Genomic DNA, 16,536 nt, shown 5'->3' on the forward strand with positions numbered 1-16,536 from the left:
ACCTCTCCTTCCTATCATTATTCCATCATGTCAAACCATTCACTGTTTTCTGGCTGAAGCTCTTGTAATATCAAAATAATTTCTCTTGCTTCTTCACGTTTACCATCTTCTAAAAGGAAGTATAAGTACTTTTCCAAAAATGCTGCATCCTCTTTATGTTCAGTATATGCAAGCTTATAAAATTCGTATGCTTTTTCATACATTTCTAACCGCTCATATGCTGAGGCTAAAAGGGGATACATAGAAGACATCTCAAATTGCTCTTGCTTTAAGGTTTCATAGAGGTCAATTAACTCCTCATCCATTTCCTCCTGGGAGAACAAGGAAGAAAGTATGTAAATAGCATCCATGTACTCAGGGTCTAATGCGATTGCTTCCTGAAGAAAACCTTCTGCTTCTTTCACTCTACCCAATTTTAGAGAAATTTTACCTGCAAATAAATAATATTCTTTTTCAAATTCATCTCTAGCGATTCCATCTGTAATAGCACTCAGTGCTTCCTCATTCTTTTCAAGCATAGCGTATGTTTCCGCTAAAAGCATATAGCCAGAGAAGAAATCTGGGTCTATTTCTAAAAGATGATTTAAATGTTTTGCAGCCGTTTCATACTGTCTAACTTGGAAAAATGCATATCCTGCCTGAAAAAGAACCTCTGGTGCAGCTTCCTTTTGAAGGGCCTCTGTATAATAAGGGATAGCCTCTTCATACGCTGCTCCAGCACTATAGATTTCAGCTATTTTTAATGAAAGATCCACTCCTTGCAGCTCACTTTTAGAAGCTAAAAGATCTTCCATAAGTCTCGCAGCCTCTAAATACCGTCCAGTTTCAAATAAAAGTTCTCCTTTTGCATATTGCAAAAGTGGCTCTCCCGGTAATAGAGCGATTGCTTCTTCTATTTTATGTTCGGCAACCTCATATAAACCAATCATTTGATAATAATCAGCTAATGTAAGTAAGGCCTGTGGATAGGACTCGCTGTTCTTCTCTATATTACTTAGCATTTCCAAAGCATCGTCCTCTTTATTCAATTCTAAAAATAATTGTGCGAGGTCTATTTTCAGTTGGTCTTCCTCTGGAAATAAAAAGTTTAAATGCTCTAACGTTTTTATTGCCTCTTGTATAAAACCATATTCTGTTAATAAGTCTGCTAATCCATACTGCTCGTCAGGATTTTCCTCTAGTAAGAAAGCATCTACCATGCCATCAAGCTTTTCTATATCTCCATCCTCCATAACTCGGATAAAGGGAATCATTTTTTCCATAACATCACCATTCCTTCTCTACTATTTAATCGTACAAGAACTTTGAAGGTTGAACAAGAAAAAGACTCTCCTTGATCAGGAGAGTATGGGAAATTTATTTATTTTATGACATTTTCTAAGTGTTCAAAGAAATTTGGATAGGAAACGGCTATACATTCCTGATTATCAATTGAAACTATACCATCGGTTACTAACGCAGCAATAGCTGCCATCATTCCAATACGATGATCTCCGTATGTAGAAAGTTCGCCACCATGCAATGGAGTTGGCCCCTCAATGACCATTCCATCTTCTGTTGGATTAATATTCGCTCCAAGCTTTCTCAGTTCATTGACCACGGCATCAATACGATTAGTTTCTTTTACCTTTAACTCCTCCGCGTTTTTAATAATTGTTTTACCTTTAGCTTGTGTGGCAAGAAGTGCTATTACTGGTATCTCATCTATTAACCTTGGAATGAGATCTCCGCCAATTTCAGTTCCTACTAAATTAGAAGTTTCTATCGTCAACGTACCGATTGGCTCGTGACTTGCATTATTTTGTGTCTCAATAGTTAATGTGGCACCCATTGCTTTTAGCACATCTATAATTCCTGTACGGGTTTCGTTCAACCCAACATTAGTTAGCACAAGCTTACTATCTAAAGCGATAGCCCCAGCAACTAAGAAAAATGCTGCAGAAGAAATATCACCAGGGACTACAACGTGTGCTCCTGTTAGCTTTTGTCCACCCTGAAGGCTAATTACATTGTCTTTTACTGAAATTTCTGCTCCGAAATGCTTGAGCATCTTTTCTGTATGATCTCGAGTGGTTTCTAGCTCTTCTACAACAGTCTCTCCTTCTGAATTTAGAGCAGCTAGCAATATAGCAGATTTCACTTGAGCACTGGCTACAGGCATTTTATAATGAATCGCTTTTAGGGTTGTCCCCTCTACGGCAATAGGGGTGTATTGTCCATTCGCTCGACCTATTAGCTTGGCCCCCATTTGCTTGAGCGGCTCTGTGACTCGCTTCATTGGTCGTTTTTGAATAGACTCGTCGCCTATTAACACAGAAGAAATACTAGAGCCTGCTAGAATCCCAAGCATTAGACGAGTCGTTGTACCTGAATTCCCTGTATATAAAATTTCATCAGGTTCCTTCCAAGTAGAAATCCCCTGGCTATCGATTTGCACATGCTCACCGTCTACCTTAATATCTACACCAAGCTTGCCGAAACAATCAATCGTACTTAGGCAATCGTCACTTTGTAGAAACCCCTCTACCGTTGTTGTTCCTTCCGCAATAGCCCCAAACATAATCGAACGGTGGGAGACTGATTTATCTCCTGGTATTTTAATGCTTCCTTGTAAGGAAGGCTTACCAAAGTTTAAAAGTTTAACTGTCATAGTTAATTCCTCCCTACGCAATATAAGTCTCAAATGATGTATGTGCAGCAATACATCGAACTGCCTGTGCTCGGTCCTCCATTGTTTGAAAACTAATAACCAAAATACCAAACACATCTTCTCTAGTTTCGACAATGCGCAAGTTTGTAATGCTTATATGCTCTTTCGCTAAATAACCAATAACTTCGGCGATAACCCCCGCATAGTCAGGGATATCCACATACAGGTCATACACTGTATATAAAGCACCTTGCGCTACTGGGAGTTCGTCTCGGACTTGTTTAGCCTGAGCAAAATAAGCTTCAATTTCTGTTTCATCGGCCCCATCTATTAGATGCTTTAAACGAAGCATTTCCTCGGTCCATTGCTGAAGCTGCTTACTGATTTCTTCACGATTTTGCATCGTTATATCTCGCCACATGACGGGATTGGAAGAGGCAATTCTTGTGATATCGCGAAATCCTCCAGCTGCGAGCTGTCTCGTAAAAGGATAGCTCTTATTCTCTGCCGATAATTGATGAACTAAAGAGGCTGCAATTAAATGAGGAAAGTGACTTACAGTAGCAGTCATATGATCGTGCTCATGTGCACTTATCTCGATTATCTTCGCCTTCGTTACTAGTAATAACTCTTTTAATCTATTAACGTTCTCTATTGGTTCATCAACAAAGGGAGTTAACAAATAATAAGCGTTCTCAAACAAGTAGGCCCGTGCCGCTCCTACTCCACTCTTGTGGGAGCCAGCCATCGGGTGTCCTCCGATAAAAGTGATTCCATGGTGCTTCAAGTTTAGAGCGGCATTCATTATTTCATTTTTGGTGCTGCCTGTGTCGGTTATAATCACATTGTTTTTTAGTTCCCAGTCTGGAAGGAGTTTCATAAGCTCTATCGTGATGCTTACTGGAGTAGCGAATATAATGATATCCGCATGCTTCGCAGCTTCCTCCATATTAGAAGCAATCTCATCTATAACCCCTAGCTTTTTCGCGGTTTCAAGAGATTTGGCATTAGAATCATAGCCTACAATTGTTAAATCGTCTCTCCTCTTTAACCCAAGTGCAAGAGAGCCCCCAATAAGACCAAGCCCTATTATCAGGATGTTCTTATTCATTTAAACTACTCCTAACTCAGTCAACACTTCATCAAGTTTTTGAAGTAGCCCCTCGTTTTGTTCCTTCGTCCCAATTGTAATACGCAGGTATCCTGGTTTACCTAAAGCATTACCACTGCGAACGATATATCCACGTTGCATGAGCCCTTGAAAAACTTCGTCGCTGTCTGCTTTGACTTCCATCATGATGAAGTTTGTTTGAGATGGATAAAAATGAAGATTACGCTCATTACAATATGCTTCAAACTGAGACTTTCCATCGTTGTTTTTCTTCTTACATTCTGCAATAAATTGCTGATCGCTCAATCCAAGAATGGCTGCTTCCTGTGATATAACTGTATTGTTGAATGGCTCTCTTGTCGGCTCTAACTGGCTAATTACTTCCTCGGATCCAACAGCATAACCAACGCGGAAGCTAGCTAGCCCATACGCTTTAGAGAAAGTACGCATTACTAAGACATTCGGATGATTTTCTATTAACGAAATAGAATCTTCATAGTTGGGGTCCGTAATATATTCGGTGTATGCCTCATCTAAGACGATTAACACGTCTCTTGGGGCTTGCTCCACAAATGCCTTAATTTTATCACTTGGAGTTAATGTCCCTGTAGGATTATTCGGATTACAAATCCATACAATAGCTGTATTTTCATCGATAGCTGCTAGCATCTGCTCTAAATCATGTTCTCCATCCACAGTCAATGGAACAGTTCTAGTTTCAGCGCCTTCAACTATAGCATTGTGTTTGTATTGACCAAAAGTTAAATCTGCCATAATAGTATTTAAGCCAGGCTCAAGCATAGCTCTAGAAACAATTAAAATATTCTCATCTGAGCCATTACCAAATAACAACTGCTTCTCCGAAACATTCAAATGATTAGCAACTGCTGTACGAAGTCTAGAAGCATATCCATCTGGGTATAAAGCAAAATCTATAGAAGCATTTGTGAGAAATTCCTTTACTTTTGGTGAAGCACCATATGGATTTTCATTAGAGGCTAGCTTTGTAACTGTTTCTAGATTAAATGCCTTCTTCACTTCATCCATTGTTTTTCCAGGTTGGTATGCTTGCAATCCAGCAATTTGTTTTTTAAATTTCATCCTATTTACCCCAATTCTATTATGATCTTTTTAATAAATCTGGTCTCAATTGAACTGCCTTGTTTAAATATATGTGCTGTATTTCCTTTTGTGATTTAACGGTGTTAACGTGTATCATTAGCCGTATACATTTCTCAAGCGCACCTGGAACATTCATTTCGTGCGTACACATAACAGGGACGTATGCCCACCCACTTATTTCTCGAACTGCTCTTGCTGGAAATGCAGATGTAATATCCGATGTAGTACTTATAATGACAGAAGCAATCGACTCTGGTTCAATATCGTTTGCCTTCGCCATTTCTAAAGCAAGACGGGACGTTTCCTGAAGAACCTCTTCATTAGAATCTGCATTGACTGTTGTTGCTCCTCTAATGCCTCTTATCACTTATTTCCCCTCCCTAATCCATTGTCGTAATTCTTCATCACACAGTCTTACTGCATCTACCGGTACTACCTGTATAAATGGCTTGCCTATAGTTTCAAGCAATGCAAAATGCAATTGCTTATTTATAGTTTTTTTATCTTTTTGCATGTAGGCTGCCAATTGCTCAAACGGACAATCTAAAATCTGCTCAAAATTATATTCCAACCTATTAGCTAATGAATAAAACCTTTTAGCAAAGCCTTTAGGGAGTTGCCCATACTTCTCACTAAGCAATAGAGCAGGAATCATGCCAATCATGACAGCTTCTCCATGAGAGATCTTTCCATACCCAATTGCAGCTTCAACTGCGTGACCATATGTATGTCCAAAATTTAAATATTTGCGAAAGTTGCTTTCTTTTTCATCCATTTCCACAATTTTTGCTTTCACACGGATGCCTTTATTTATCCACTGTAATAATTGGTCTTTTTCCAAATTGCTTAATGAAGTGATTTGGAAAAATTCTTCAACCCACTCACTGTCGCTAATGAGGGAATGCTTAATCACTTCAGCCATTCCCGATTTAACTTCTGAAAGAGGTAGAGATTTCAAAAAATGAACATCATAAATAACTTCCTGTGGCTGATAGAAAGCCCCTATCATGTTCTTTCCTAGAGGGTGATTAATAGCGGTTTTACCACCAACCGAGCTATCATGAGCTAAAATAGTAGTTGGTATTTGATAAAAGTCTATTCCCCTCATAAACGTAGCCGCAACAAATCCGGTCAAATCGCCTACAGCCCCTCCCCCTAAGGCAAATATAGCTGAATTTCGGGATGCACCGTTCTGTAATAGAAAGGATTGTACATTAAAATAGGATTCAAATGTTTTACATGACTCACCAGATGGAACAAGGAACAGGTTAAATGGCGCAGTAAAGTTTTTTCTTACATAACTTTCATGCAGATTCCATACATTTTCATCACTAATCATGATTAACTGATCATAATTTTCGAGTGTCTTTTTGTTTCTTTTAGAGAAATCCTCCAAAATGTTCTCACCTAAATGAACCTCATAATTAGATGCATTCGTTTTTACTGGGATAATCATGGCTTAAAACCCCTTTGTATACGCTCTATGTTTCTGAATATCTGATTTCAGTACTTCCATTTGATCTGCTTTAAACGTATCTAATATTGCAGAAGCTATCTCCCATGCAATAACATTTTCTGCCACAACAGATGCTGCGGGTACTGCACAGCTATCGGAACGTTCAATACTAGCTTTAAAAGGTTCTTTGGTATCAATATCTACACTTTGTAAAGGTTTATATAAGGTTGGGATAGGCTTCATAACCCCTCTAATTACAATCGGCATACCAGTAGACATACCACCTTCGATACCACCGAGCCTATTCGTATCTCGAATGTAACCATCTTCTTCATTCCAAGAAATTTGGTCATGCACTTGGCTGCCAAATAAGTTAGCCATTTCAAACCCTAAGCCAACCTCAACACCCTTAAATGCATTGATGCTAAGCATTGCCATTGCAAGCTTTCCGTCTAGCTTACGGTCATAGTGAACGTAGCTTCCCACACCGGCAGGCATTCCCGTAATGATGACCTCTACCACTCCGCCTATCGTGTCACCAGCTTTTTTAGCTTGGTCAATAGCTTCTACCATTTTCAATGACGCTTCAGAATCTAAACAGTAGACAGGGTCGTTCTCCACTTTTTCACGTATATCATCTATTGTCATACCTTCAGCTAAATTCAGGTTAGCTTCAATGCCACCTATTTTCGTTACATGAGCAACGATAGAAATGCCTAGTTCGTTTAATAGTTGCTTTGCAACAGCTCCCACAGCCACTCGGACCGTAGTTTCCCTCGCAGAGGATCGCTCCAATACGTTTCGTAGGTCACGATGTCCATATTTCATACCTCCAACGAGATCGGCATGTCCTGGACGAGGTCGTGTTATCTTTCTTTTTATTTCATCTGGATTCATGTCCTCATCTAGTGGCTCTATTCCCATAATATGAGTCCAATGTTTCCAATCATCATTATTTACTACTAGACAAACTGGAGATCCTAATGATTTACCATGTCGCACTCCCGCTGTAATTGCTACTGTGTCTTTTTCTATTTGCATGCGTCTTCCTCGACCATGTCCACCTTGACGTCTTTTTAGTTCTTTATTTATCTTTTCACTTGTGATATCTAATTGTGCTGGTAACCCTTCAATGATTGCAGTAAGCTGTGGACCATGTGATTCACCTGCTGTTAAATAACGCATAACGCTTTCCCCCTTCAACTCGCTAAAGTATTTGTTTTCAACTATATCATATTTACTTAGAGTATAGAAGAAAAACTGTCCGTTTTTTAGCGGACAGTTCCTCATTAAAAATCGACAAATTAAAATCACTTACCAATCAAATTCGTTCTACATTTTCCGGTAGAAAAACGTATCCTCTGTTACAAAATCGTACTTGGTAGGATTAAAAATTTGTTCTGTGCTTCCAACAAAAAGGATTCCGCCAGGACGTAGCGACTTGCTAAAGTTTTGATAAATCTGATCCTTAGCTTCTTCTGTAAAATAAATCATTACGTTACGGCAAATGATTAAATCGAGATTTCTCTCGTATGTATCCAATAAAAGATTATGCTTTTTAAAAGAAACAGTTCTTTTAATGGTGTCGTCAATTTTATAAAAAGGCGCTTGCTTCTCAAAATATTTATTTTTCATATCTAAGGGAACCTCTGCTAACGATCGTTCCGGATAGATTCCTACCTTTGCTCTTTGAATAGCATTTTCGTCAATATCCGTTGCTAGAATAGAAATTTGGCTAATCGGTAGATGATTAGACAATACCATTGCTGTAGTATATGGTTCTTCACCTGTAGAACATGCTGCACTCCATATTTTAAGCCTCTTGTTATCAGCTAGTAGCTTTGGAAAAATTTTTTGTTGTAATACTTCCCACCTCTTGCTATTTCGATAAAACTCAGACACATTGATTGTCATTCGGTCGAGGAATTCATTTAGAAGATCTCGGTCCGTGTCAATCGCCTCAAAGAAAGAAACAAAATTTTTATATCCCTTCTTTTCATATAAAGATGTCAGGCGTCGTTTCATTTGAGCTTCTTTATACAGAGCTAAATCGATGCCAGTTTTCTTTTTAATAGACTCTACAAACTTTATGTAATCTTGCAAATAATATCGTTCCCTTCCACCAGCCTATCTATAAAGTATATCGCAATATAGTCATTTCGAATACAGCAAAAAAACAGAGAAATGTGAACATTTACGCATATACTTTATATATGTATTACAAATAATCCAAAGCAAAGCGTGAGTCACCTAAGGAATAACCGCATGAGGACTATAGGCACAGACAACCTGCTGCAGGAAGTAAACGCTTTATCAGAGAACAAATATTAAAAAATGTCTATCCATACGCTATAAAACATAAAAACCTCTCTGGAAAATCGAGTTCTTTCATAAGAGGAGTGAATTTTCTTGGAGTGTTTTTTGTTGTGAAATGCTAAACTTAAAATAATGAATCAGCTTTTTGAAATAAAGGATAAAAATGAAAAAATAGATATTAGTTAGGAGAATTCAATGAAAAGCCTTTTAAATTCAACCCTAATTTTTGTAATACTCCTTTTCATTAGTTTGAATTGGGTAATTTTTTGGGGTGGTATCTATGAAGAGATGAACATTGATATTGAAAAGTATGGTTGGACACCTTATGTCTCTATTCTTATTCTACTTCTGGTGTTTACTAGAGGTAAGTTACTATTTAATAGCAGGAATAGAGGAAAAGATGGAGAAAAACTACCGAAATTGATTTATATCATACTGATTTTAACTGCCATTATTCTGTTACTCTTCCCTCCTGTACTAAGCTTCCTTAACAAATAAGAGGTCTTTACTTTAATGAAGTATTTAATTATTTGAATTAAAGCTGTCCGTTATTTAAAAGAGAGGGGATTTTAAATAAAACTACAAGGAGCTAGAAGTTGCATTTTCTAGCTCCTTTTTTGTAAATTGTTAAATCTACCCCTATCATTCTCCAATGAGTTAATTTAGCCTAAAAAAAAGACTGTAGATAAACTTAAATTAAGTTTATCTACAGTCTAAGCCATCTCCTTAGCAGAGAATAGCTTTGTTTTTTTAATTAGTTAATCCAGTTGTTAGCATCTTTAGCGTAAGAAACTAATTCTTCTTGTTTGAAGAATAAGCCAATTTCACGTTCAGCGCTTTCAGATGAATCCGAACCGTGGATAATGTTTTTACCAACAGTTACTGCGAAATCTCCACGAATTGTTCCTGGAGCAGACTCTTTAGGGTTAGTAGCACCCATCATTAAACGAGCTGTAGAGATAACATTTTCCCCTTCCCAAACCATTGCAAAAACTGGTCCAGAAGTGATGAATTCTACAAGTTCTCCGAAGAACGGACGCTCTTTGTGCTCACCATAATGTTGTTCTGCTAATTCAGTAGGAATTTGCATTAATTTTGCTCCAACTAATTGGAATCCTTTTTTCTCGAAACGACTAACGATTTCACCGATTAGGTTACGTTGTACGCCGTCAGGTTTTACCATTAAAAATGTTTTTTCCATTATGAACACTCCTTCAAATATAAAATGGATTTTATTTCTCCACCGTTAAAAATACTATCATTACAGCCAGTTAATTTCAATTAAAAGTTACGTTTACTCATAAATAATGCGACATTTTGCAAGGATTTCTTTGCAGAATTTGACGGAAGCTGTTTCACCTCATGTAAAGCCTTTTGCAAATACATATTACTTACTTGTTTTGCTCGTTTAATACCTTCCGATTGTCGAATCTCTTTAAGCAGCAATTCCATATCTTTCTCTTCGATATCACCATCGAAAACCCTTTTCAATAACGGATAGATAGCTGGATCATTTTTTGAGTATATCACTGGTAAAGTAATATTACCTTGAAGTAAGTCTCCTCCAGCTGGTTTACCTAACTCCTCCTCAGTGGAAGTGAAATCGAGGATATCATCGATAATCTGGAAAGACATTCCTACATAGTAACCAAATCTCTTAAGATGCTTAATAGTCTTTTCATCGGCACCTGAAGAAATTGCACCCAGTTCACAGCTGGCTGAGATGAGGATTGCTGTCTTTCTTTTAATTCTTCTTAAATAGTCCCGGACCGTCTGATCAACAAATCCCTTGTCCTCAATTTGTATTATCTCCCCAATACAAAGCTCGACCATCGTATTAGAGAGAACCTCATGAGCATATGTATTTTTTACTGCTGTTATGTATTCAATAGCCTTAGCGAAAAGAAAGTCACCTGTATACATAGCTACTCGATTGTTCCATTGAGACTTAACAGTTTCTCGGCCTCTTCTAGTTTCAGCATCGTCAATCACGTCATCATGGACCAAGGAAGCCATGTGTATCAACTCGACAGAAACAGCAACCTGCTTAATAGACTCTATAGAATAGTCGCCAAATTTAGCTGAAAGCAGTACAAATACAGGGCGGATTCTTTTTCCCCCTGCGAGCAACAAATGAAGCGAGGCCTCATTCAATAAGTGGGAGGAAGAATTCACAGCTGCTGCTAATTCATTTTCAATGACTTCTAAATCCGATTTTAGATCGGAATAAAGCATTTTTAATCTCATCTTATCCACAGAAACAAACCTTCCCCTACTTAAAAATCTTTCTTATAGCCAATATGTCGGGCAGCTGCACCACCACTGTATGGTTTACTACTCACGTTAACCATTCCTACTGTTTCAAATAACTGAGTTAGCTCAGCTCTATTTGGAAATTCTTTTGCGGACTCTTGTAACCAAGAATATTCTTTATAACTCTTAGCAAAAAGCTTTCCGAAAACTGGCATAATGTATCTAAAGTAAAAGCGGAATCCTGCATTAAAGAGCTTGGAATCTGGCTGAGAGGTTTCTAAACAAACAATCATGCCACCCGGTTTAGCTACTCGGTTCATCTCCTGTAGCACTTGTTTATAGTCGGGAACATTTCGCAAGCCAAATCCAATTGTTACATAGTCGAATGTATTATCCTCAAAAGGCAGCTCCATTGCATTACCATGAATCAATTCAATTTGTGGTATATCTTTCACTTTTTCTTTTCCTACATTTAACATATTTTGACTGAAGTCTAATCCTTTAACTGTACCAGTAGGACCAGCAGCCTTTGCTAAAGCGATCGTCCAGTCAGCCGTGCCACAACAAACGTCTAATGCACTGCTTCCTTCTTTGACCTGCATAGCTTTCATCGTGTCGCCCCGCCAGCTTTTATGTTGCTGAAAGCTTATGACAGAATTCATAGAATCATAGTTCGTGGAAATCTTCTCAAAAACCTCGTGGACATGTTGTTCTTTTGTTTTTCCCATCTGTTAAACCTTCTCTCAACTGCTCTTTATAGCTTGTTCGGTTACTCGCTCTAAAATAGCATGCTTTACGTTTTCTTTTAATATAGTGGAGTATCGCACTTCCCGCACCAAATTATTTTCTACCGTTTCTATTTCCTCACGAAGCAAATCGATCTTTGTCTGCAACAGGAAGGAATTTCGGATATAGAATGTTTCTTCCCTGTTTTCAAAGGCATGTAACTCTCTTCTTAAGGCTATAAGGAGTAATGCTTCCTTCATGATAAAGATATATTCATGATACGAAAAGTATTCCATGAATTGCTCGATTGGCTTACTTTCTATCAGCTGTATAGACTGAATAAGGTCTTCGAAAGGATAAGCTAGGTGGTCATAAAATTTTGTTTTGTGCTCTGTGATAGATGAGACTCCAGCAGAAAAAATTTGAATCAGCTCTAGCTGCTTTCCCTTCGCCAGCAGCTGATAATATTTTCCACTGTAATAATCTCCCGCCAATACTTGTAATTGTTGCTCTTTGGTGGTCGCATTTTGCTCCTTGACTAAATCGTGAGCTGCAAGAGCTGCAAAAATCAATGAGACAGCAATGGTCGCTTGATTATTTGAGTCATCCCACTGTTCTCCATTTAGCATGGGTAAAAGCGTAAAGAACAAACGTTCTTCGTCGATAACAGGCATTCCTGCATATTTTAACAGAGTATTATGTTGTATTTGCATGAGAATATCTCTTTTGTATTTTTCTAAATGATGTTTTATCAAAGATTCATTCATACACTTTACTCCATTTCCCAATCGCAGTTAGCATTAGTCTGTCACGACATATATAATTTAACTCGCGATTATTGGCCTTTTAAATTATTTATTTCTTAGATTCACTTTTAATAATACCGTTGTCTGTATGAATGGAAGCTTTGCCTCTTATCTTCATAGCAGATGTATGCTCTGTAAATTGAGCAATCATCACTTCACCTGTATCAAGCTTTTCAGAATGATGGAATTTTGTATCCGTACCTCGGGTTAAACCGATCACTTGTACTCCGTCTTCCTCTGCCTTTATAACGATAAAATCTGAACTAGACATTACAATAGTCTCCTTTGTTCATAATCTAAATTCATCATACCATATTCTCATCGAACCTCAAAAGGAGTTATTTCATTTGGATAAATGATAAAACCTCTGAGCGCTTTATATCGTCTGTTTCATAGATACCTCTTGCTACAGAAGTAACGGTCTTGGCACCAGGCTTTTTAATCCCGCGCATGGTCATGCACATATGCTCTGCCTCTATCACGACATAGACTCCATGAGGGTTAATCATTTCCATAATATCATTAGCAATCGTGGAAGTGATTCTTTCTTGAAGCTGTGGCTTTCTTGCTGTAACTTCCACGGCTCTAGCGAGTTTACTTAGGCCGGTTACAACGCCATCTCTAGGTATGTATGCAACATGTGCCTTACCGTAAAAAGGAACAAGGTGATGTTCGCACATGGAGAAAAAAGGTATATCTTTTACTAAAACTAATTCCTCATGCTCTTCATGAAAAACTGTCTTGAAATGTTCTTTTGGATCTTGGTGTAGTCCTTCAAACATCTCAGCATACATTTTAGAAACTCTTTTTGGAGTATCCAATAACCCTTCTCGATTAGGATCTTCTCCTACCGCTTCTAAAATCATTGTTACTGCATTTTCTATTTTTTTCAGATCGACCTTCGTCATCTGCTGACCCCCCAGAAAAAACTGCATAATATGTCGTATGTATCTTAGCATATGAAATGAATATAGGAAATTAATTTCACTTCAGGCAACAAATTTTTATTATATAATAAATTGAAAAGAACGGCTACTATGAAGCAAGCTTCACAGTAACCGTTCTATGTACTACGACACCATTATTTTACAGCATCTTTAAGTGCTTTACCTGGTTTGAAAGCAGGCACCTTGCTAGCAGCGATATCGATTTCTTTACCTGTTTGTGGATTACGTCCTTTACGTGCAGCACGTTCACGAACCTCAAAGTTACCAAAACCGATCAATTGAACTTTTTCACCATCTGCAAGAGCAGTTTGAATTGATTCAAATACAGCCTCAACTGCTTTAGTTGCGTCTTTTTTCGATAATTCTGCAGCCTCTGCAACAGAGTTCACTAATTCTGTTTTATTCATACTATTCACCTCCTCTCAAAGGAAGATAAGCATCAATCCTGTAAAAAGAGTATCACAACAGAAATGCCTTCGCAACACTATTTATCCGTGTTTAGGCAACTTTCCTTAAAAAGAACGTAAAAAAAACAAAGAAAAGGACTTTTTGCATAGGCACAAAAAGTCCAAATCCGTATTTTATAGAATAAAGGTAACCATTCCACGGTCTCCCTCATTTACCATTCTTTCAATTGTTTGGCGCATTCTTTTCTTAGCAACCTGACTTACACTTTCCGTTTTATACCGTATACTTTCCTTCATAACCTCTAACAGAGACGTTCCAAAAACCTGCGTTGACCAAAGTGCATCTCTATCATGTAAGAATCCATGCTTTAAGTCTTTTAAAAGCTGCTGACTGTGGAATTCTGACCCTAAAAGCGGAGCAAATTCTGCTTCCATATCCACTCGAATGATATGAAGCGAAGAAGCCTTAGCTTTTAAGCTGACTCCAAAGAAATTATTTTGTTTAATAATTTCTGGTGCAGTAGGTTGGAAATCCTGAATGGATGGAAGTGACACACCATATCCTGTCGTATTTGCTGCTTCTAGCGCATCCGCAAACCGATGATATGTCTTTTTAGCTGTAGACGCTTCCTTAACAAACAATAACCAGTCTTTTTTAGAAGTAATTGGCTCATCAAGCCATTCATCACAAACCTCTTGAAATACTTCAGGTTTTAAATCTATTTGAATACAAGCAGACCCTCTACCAGGATCTGCCTCTATAACCTCTGCAGACTTGATAAATGGGACTTCCTTAAATTTTTCTGCAAGCTCCTTCACGTCTCTCATTTTGGAGACAATTTGCAGCCATTCTTGTAAGGAAGTAGTAATTTGATTGTTAACAAAATGATCTGGCTCAAGTACATCTGTCCAATCAGGCTTCATCAATTCAATGTCCGTTATCGGAAATTCATATAGCGCCTGTTGTAGTATGTACTGAATTTCCTCTGCTGTCATTCTATCCACAGCAACCGGAATTACAGGTACTTCATGAGTTTTTTGAAGTTCTTCGCACAAATGAAGAGTTTCTAAATGACCTGGCGTTTTGCTGTTAACGACAATAACAAATGGCTTTCCAATTTCCTTTAACTGACCTATAATTTCATCTTCTGCTTTTTCTGCTGCTACCCTAGGAATATTATTGACAGAACCATCCGTTGTAATCACAATGCCAATAGTAGAATGATCCCGAATAACCTTATCAGTTCCAATTCTTGCAGCTTCCTCAAACGGAATTGCTTCCGTATGCCAAGGAGTATGGACCAGCTTCTGCCCTTCTTCTCCAGAATGGGTTTTAATGCCATCAATCATGTACCCTACGCAATCTACTAATCTAATTTGTAATCGAAGCTGCTCGTCACCCAAGTATACATTCGTACCATGAGCAGGAACAAATTTAGGTTCTGCTGTCATAATGACGTTTCCAGGAGAGCTTTGTGGAAGTTCGTCTTGTGCTCTTAATCTTTCTGATTCGTCAACAATATTCGGTAATACAACTAGCTCCATTACTCTTTTTACAAACGTAGATTTACCTACCCTAACTGGACCTACTACACCAAGGTACACATCACCATTTGTTCTTTCTGCTATTTGTTCATACAGTTTGCTAGACATCGGTATTCTCCTTTCTTCGCAATTTAATATATGCACGAAAAAAACGTTTCATGCATAGAGCATGAAACGTTTCTTATAAGTTATTTGTTTATCATAAAAATAGGTTCGTTATTTTCATCAACCGTATAAGGCAATGAATACGCAGGGACGATCGCAAAGTTATCCGTTATTAAAAAACGAATATCATCACCTGGCTTGACGTCAACCTCTGTCTCTTGAAGCAAACGATAAAGCTCAATAGAATAGTCCACATATACTTTTCCATCGCCCGTCGCTACTAGAGGAAGCAGAGTGTCTGAATAAGGGCTTTGAACGGTAATTTCGTCTTTATAACCCATCTTTTTAAAATCTAGCTTATAAACACCTTCTACAATCGTCTCAGCGATAGGACCATAGCCGTTTATCCCTTTGCGATAGTTAATATCTCGCAAAGTATCTGCAATTCGTAAGTCTACCAACTTTACAGTTGGGTTTTCCTCTACGTCCATTAAGACATATTGATAAATCCCACCTGTTTCATACGAGTTAGCAGGAGCTTTCCCAAGATAGTTCGGAACAATTTTCTTAAAATCTATCGGATATTTTATATATTGATCTGTTTCTTGCTCACGTGTTTTGATAGGCAGCAAGCCACCTGAGGCTTCTTGGAAGCTTTCAACTGCAGTCTGTACGGAATTAAGCTGATCTTCATAAGGTAATAGGTTTTCTGGCTCATAGCCGCCTTTAAAACCACAACCACCTAAGACGAGTGTTGTTATAGAAATAGCAGTTAGTAATAGTTTTTTCATTCGAATCTCCTTACTAGGCTTTTGTTGGATTGAAAATGATATAAACCATTGTGATAAAACCAATGAAAAGCAATATGTATGCAACCAGACCAAATATAAACTTTATGAATCTGTTTTGGATTTTTGTTTTTACAAAAAACATAAGTAACATGGCCATAAACATGCATCCCATAGAACCAAAGGATATCCACATTTTGTCCATTGAAGAGACTAATAGCAACTGTTCCCCCACCTTTCATGAAAATAGTATATCACATGAAAAAAGAGTTGCTTTTTTATACAACTCTTTTTTATGACAATT

The 16,536-nt window shown here is 37.8% G+C and carries 19 protein-coding genes; 1 reads left to right on the forward strand and 18 read right to left on the reverse strand.

All coding sequences use genetic code 11. The features are described 5' to 3' along the window. Nucleotides 1-17: 17 nt before the first annotated feature. The 8 genes from MKY09_RS10755 to MKY09_RS10790 all read right to left on the reverse strand — a co-directional run bounded on the left by MKY09_RS10755 (nucleotide 18) and on the right by MKY09_RS10790 (nucleotide 8,442). On the reverse strand, nucleotides 18-1,262 hold the full coding sequence (locus MKY09_RS10755) for a tetratricopeptide repeat protein (RefSeq protein ID WP_251555917.1): 1,245 nt from the start codon (nucleotides 1,260-1,262) through the stop codon (nucleotides 18-20). A gap of 98 nt (nucleotides 1,263-1,360) precedes the next feature. Further along, complete coding sequence (gene aroA, locus MKY09_RS10760) at nucleotides 1,361-2,650, reverse strand: 3-phosphoshikimate 1-carboxyvinyltransferase (protein WP_251555921.1); 1,290 nt, start codon at nucleotides 2,648-2,650, stop codon at nucleotides 1,361-1,363. Between the two features lie 13 nt (nucleotides 2,651-2,663). Further along, nucleotides 2,664-3,761 (reverse strand): prephenate dehydrogenase, encoded by a 1,098-nt coding sequence (locus tag MKY09_RS10765; protein ID WP_169359569.1) that lies wholly within the window; start codon nucleotides 3,759-3,761, stop codon nucleotides 2,664-2,666. Beyond that, nucleotides 3,762-4,862 (reverse strand): histidinol-phosphate transaminase, encoded by a 1,101-nt coding sequence (gene hisC / locus MKY09_RS10770; RefSeq protein WP_169359570.1) that lies wholly within the window; start codon nucleotides 4,860-4,862, stop codon nucleotides 3,762-3,764. Nucleotides 4,863-4,881: 19 nt separating this feature from the next. Next, nucleotides 4,882-5,250, reverse strand: a complete 369-nt coding sequence (aroH, locus tag MKY09_RS10775; protein WP_169359571.1) for a chorismate mutase — start codon at nucleotides 5,248-5,250, stop codon at nucleotides 4,882-4,884. After that, nucleotides 5,251-6,339, reverse strand: a complete 1,089-nt coding sequence (gene aroB, locus MKY09_RS10780) for a 3-dehydroquinate synthase (protein ID WP_251555922.1) — start codon at nucleotides 6,337-6,339, stop codon at nucleotides 5,251-5,253. A gap of 3 nt (nucleotides 6,340-6,342) precedes the next feature. Next, nucleotides 6,343-7,524, reverse strand: coding sequence for a chorismate synthase (aroC, locus tag MKY09_RS10785; RefSeq protein ID WP_169359573.1), 1,182 nt, complete (start codon nucleotides 7,522-7,524; stop codon nucleotides 6,343-6,345). A 147-nt stretch (nucleotides 7,525-7,671) separates the two neighbouring features. Next, on the reverse strand, nucleotides 7,672-8,442 hold the full coding sequence (locus MKY09_RS10790; protein ID WP_251555924.1) for a protein-glutamate O-methyltransferase CheR: 771 nt from the start codon (nucleotides 8,440-8,442) through the stop codon (nucleotides 7,672-7,674). Between the two features lie 408 nt (nucleotides 8,443-8,850). Between MKY09_RS10790 and MKY09_RS10795 the strand changes: the two genes are divergently transcribed. Next, nucleotides 8,851-9,153 (forward strand): hypothetical protein, encoded by a 303-nt coding sequence (locus MKY09_RS10795; protein ID WP_340883712.1) that lies wholly within the window; start codon nucleotides 8,851-8,853, stop codon nucleotides 9,151-9,153. A 256-nt stretch (nucleotides 9,154-9,409) separates the two neighbouring features. On the opposite strand, the gene ndk is transcribed toward MKY09_RS10795, so the two are convergent. From ndk to MKY09_RS10845, 10 genes are all read right to left on the reverse strand, one after another. Next, nucleotides 9,410-9,856 carry a nucleoside-diphosphate kinase gene (gene ndk, locus MKY09_RS10800; protein WP_169359576.1) on the reverse strand — a complete coding sequence of 149 codons (447 nt, stop codon included), beginning with the start codon at nucleotides 9,854-9,856 and terminating at the stop codon, nucleotides 9,410-9,412. 80 nt (nucleotides 9,857-9,936) lie between these two features. After that, nucleotides 9,937-10,911: a heptaprenyl diphosphate synthase component II gene (gene hepT, locus MKY09_RS10805; RefSeq protein WP_251555926.1), complete on the reverse strand. Its 975-nt coding sequence runs from the start codon at nucleotides 10,909-10,911 to the stop codon at nucleotides 9,937-9,939. A 20-nt stretch (nucleotides 10,912-10,931) separates the two neighbouring features. Beyond that, on the reverse strand, nucleotides 10,932-11,636 hold the full coding sequence (locus MKY09_RS10810) for a demethylmenaquinone methyltransferase (RefSeq protein WP_169359577.1): 705 nt from the start codon (nucleotides 11,634-11,636) through the stop codon (nucleotides 10,932-10,934). 15 nt (nucleotides 11,637-11,651) lie between these two features. Then, nucleotides 11,652-12,401 carry a heptaprenyl diphosphate synthase component 1 gene (locus tag MKY09_RS10815; protein WP_169359578.1) on the reverse strand — a complete coding sequence of 250 codons (750 nt, stop codon included), beginning with the start codon at nucleotides 12,399-12,401 and terminating at the stop codon, nucleotides 11,652-11,654. An 88-nt stretch (nucleotides 12,402-12,489) separates the two neighbouring features. Further along, entirely contained in the window at nucleotides 12,490-12,711 is a 222-nt protein-coding gene (gene mtrB, locus MKY09_RS10820) for a trp RNA-binding attenuation protein MtrB (RefSeq protein WP_169359579.1), read from the reverse strand. A gap of 67 nt (nucleotides 12,712-12,778) precedes the next feature. Further along, nucleotides 12,779-13,348, reverse strand: coding sequence for a GTP cyclohydrolase I FolE (gene folE / locus MKY09_RS10825; protein WP_169359580.1), 570 nt, complete (start codon nucleotides 13,346-13,348; stop codon nucleotides 12,779-12,781). Nucleotides 13,349-13,521: 173 nt separating this feature from the next. Next, on the reverse strand, nucleotides 13,522-13,794 hold the full coding sequence (locus tag MKY09_RS10830) for an HU family DNA-binding protein (protein ID WP_169359581.1): 273 nt from the start codon (nucleotides 13,792-13,794) through the stop codon (nucleotides 13,522-13,524). A 174-nt stretch (nucleotides 13,795-13,968) separates the two neighbouring features. Continuing rightward, complete coding sequence (gene spoIVA, locus MKY09_RS10835) at nucleotides 13,969-15,447, reverse strand: stage IV sporulation protein A (RefSeq protein WP_169359582.1); 1,479 nt, start codon at nucleotides 15,445-15,447, stop codon at nucleotides 13,969-13,971. A gap of 80 nt (nucleotides 15,448-15,527) precedes the next feature. After that, complete coding sequence (locus tag MKY09_RS10840) at nucleotides 15,528-16,235, reverse strand: hypothetical protein (RefSeq protein WP_169359583.1); 708 nt, start codon at nucleotides 16,233-16,235, stop codon at nucleotides 15,528-15,530. 13 nt (nucleotides 16,236-16,248) lie between these two features. Beyond that, nucleotides 16,249-16,437, reverse strand: a complete 189-nt coding sequence (locus MKY09_RS10845) for a DUF2768 domain-containing protein (RefSeq protein WP_169359605.1) — start codon at nucleotides 16,435-16,437, stop codon at nucleotides 16,249-16,251. Nucleotides 16,438-16,536 lie beyond the last annotated feature (99 nt).

The sequence above is a fragment of the Psychrobacillus sp. FSL K6-4046 genome (assembly GCF_038624605.1).
GTDB lineage: Bacteria > Bacillota > Bacilli > Bacillales_A > Planococcaceae > Psychrobacillus.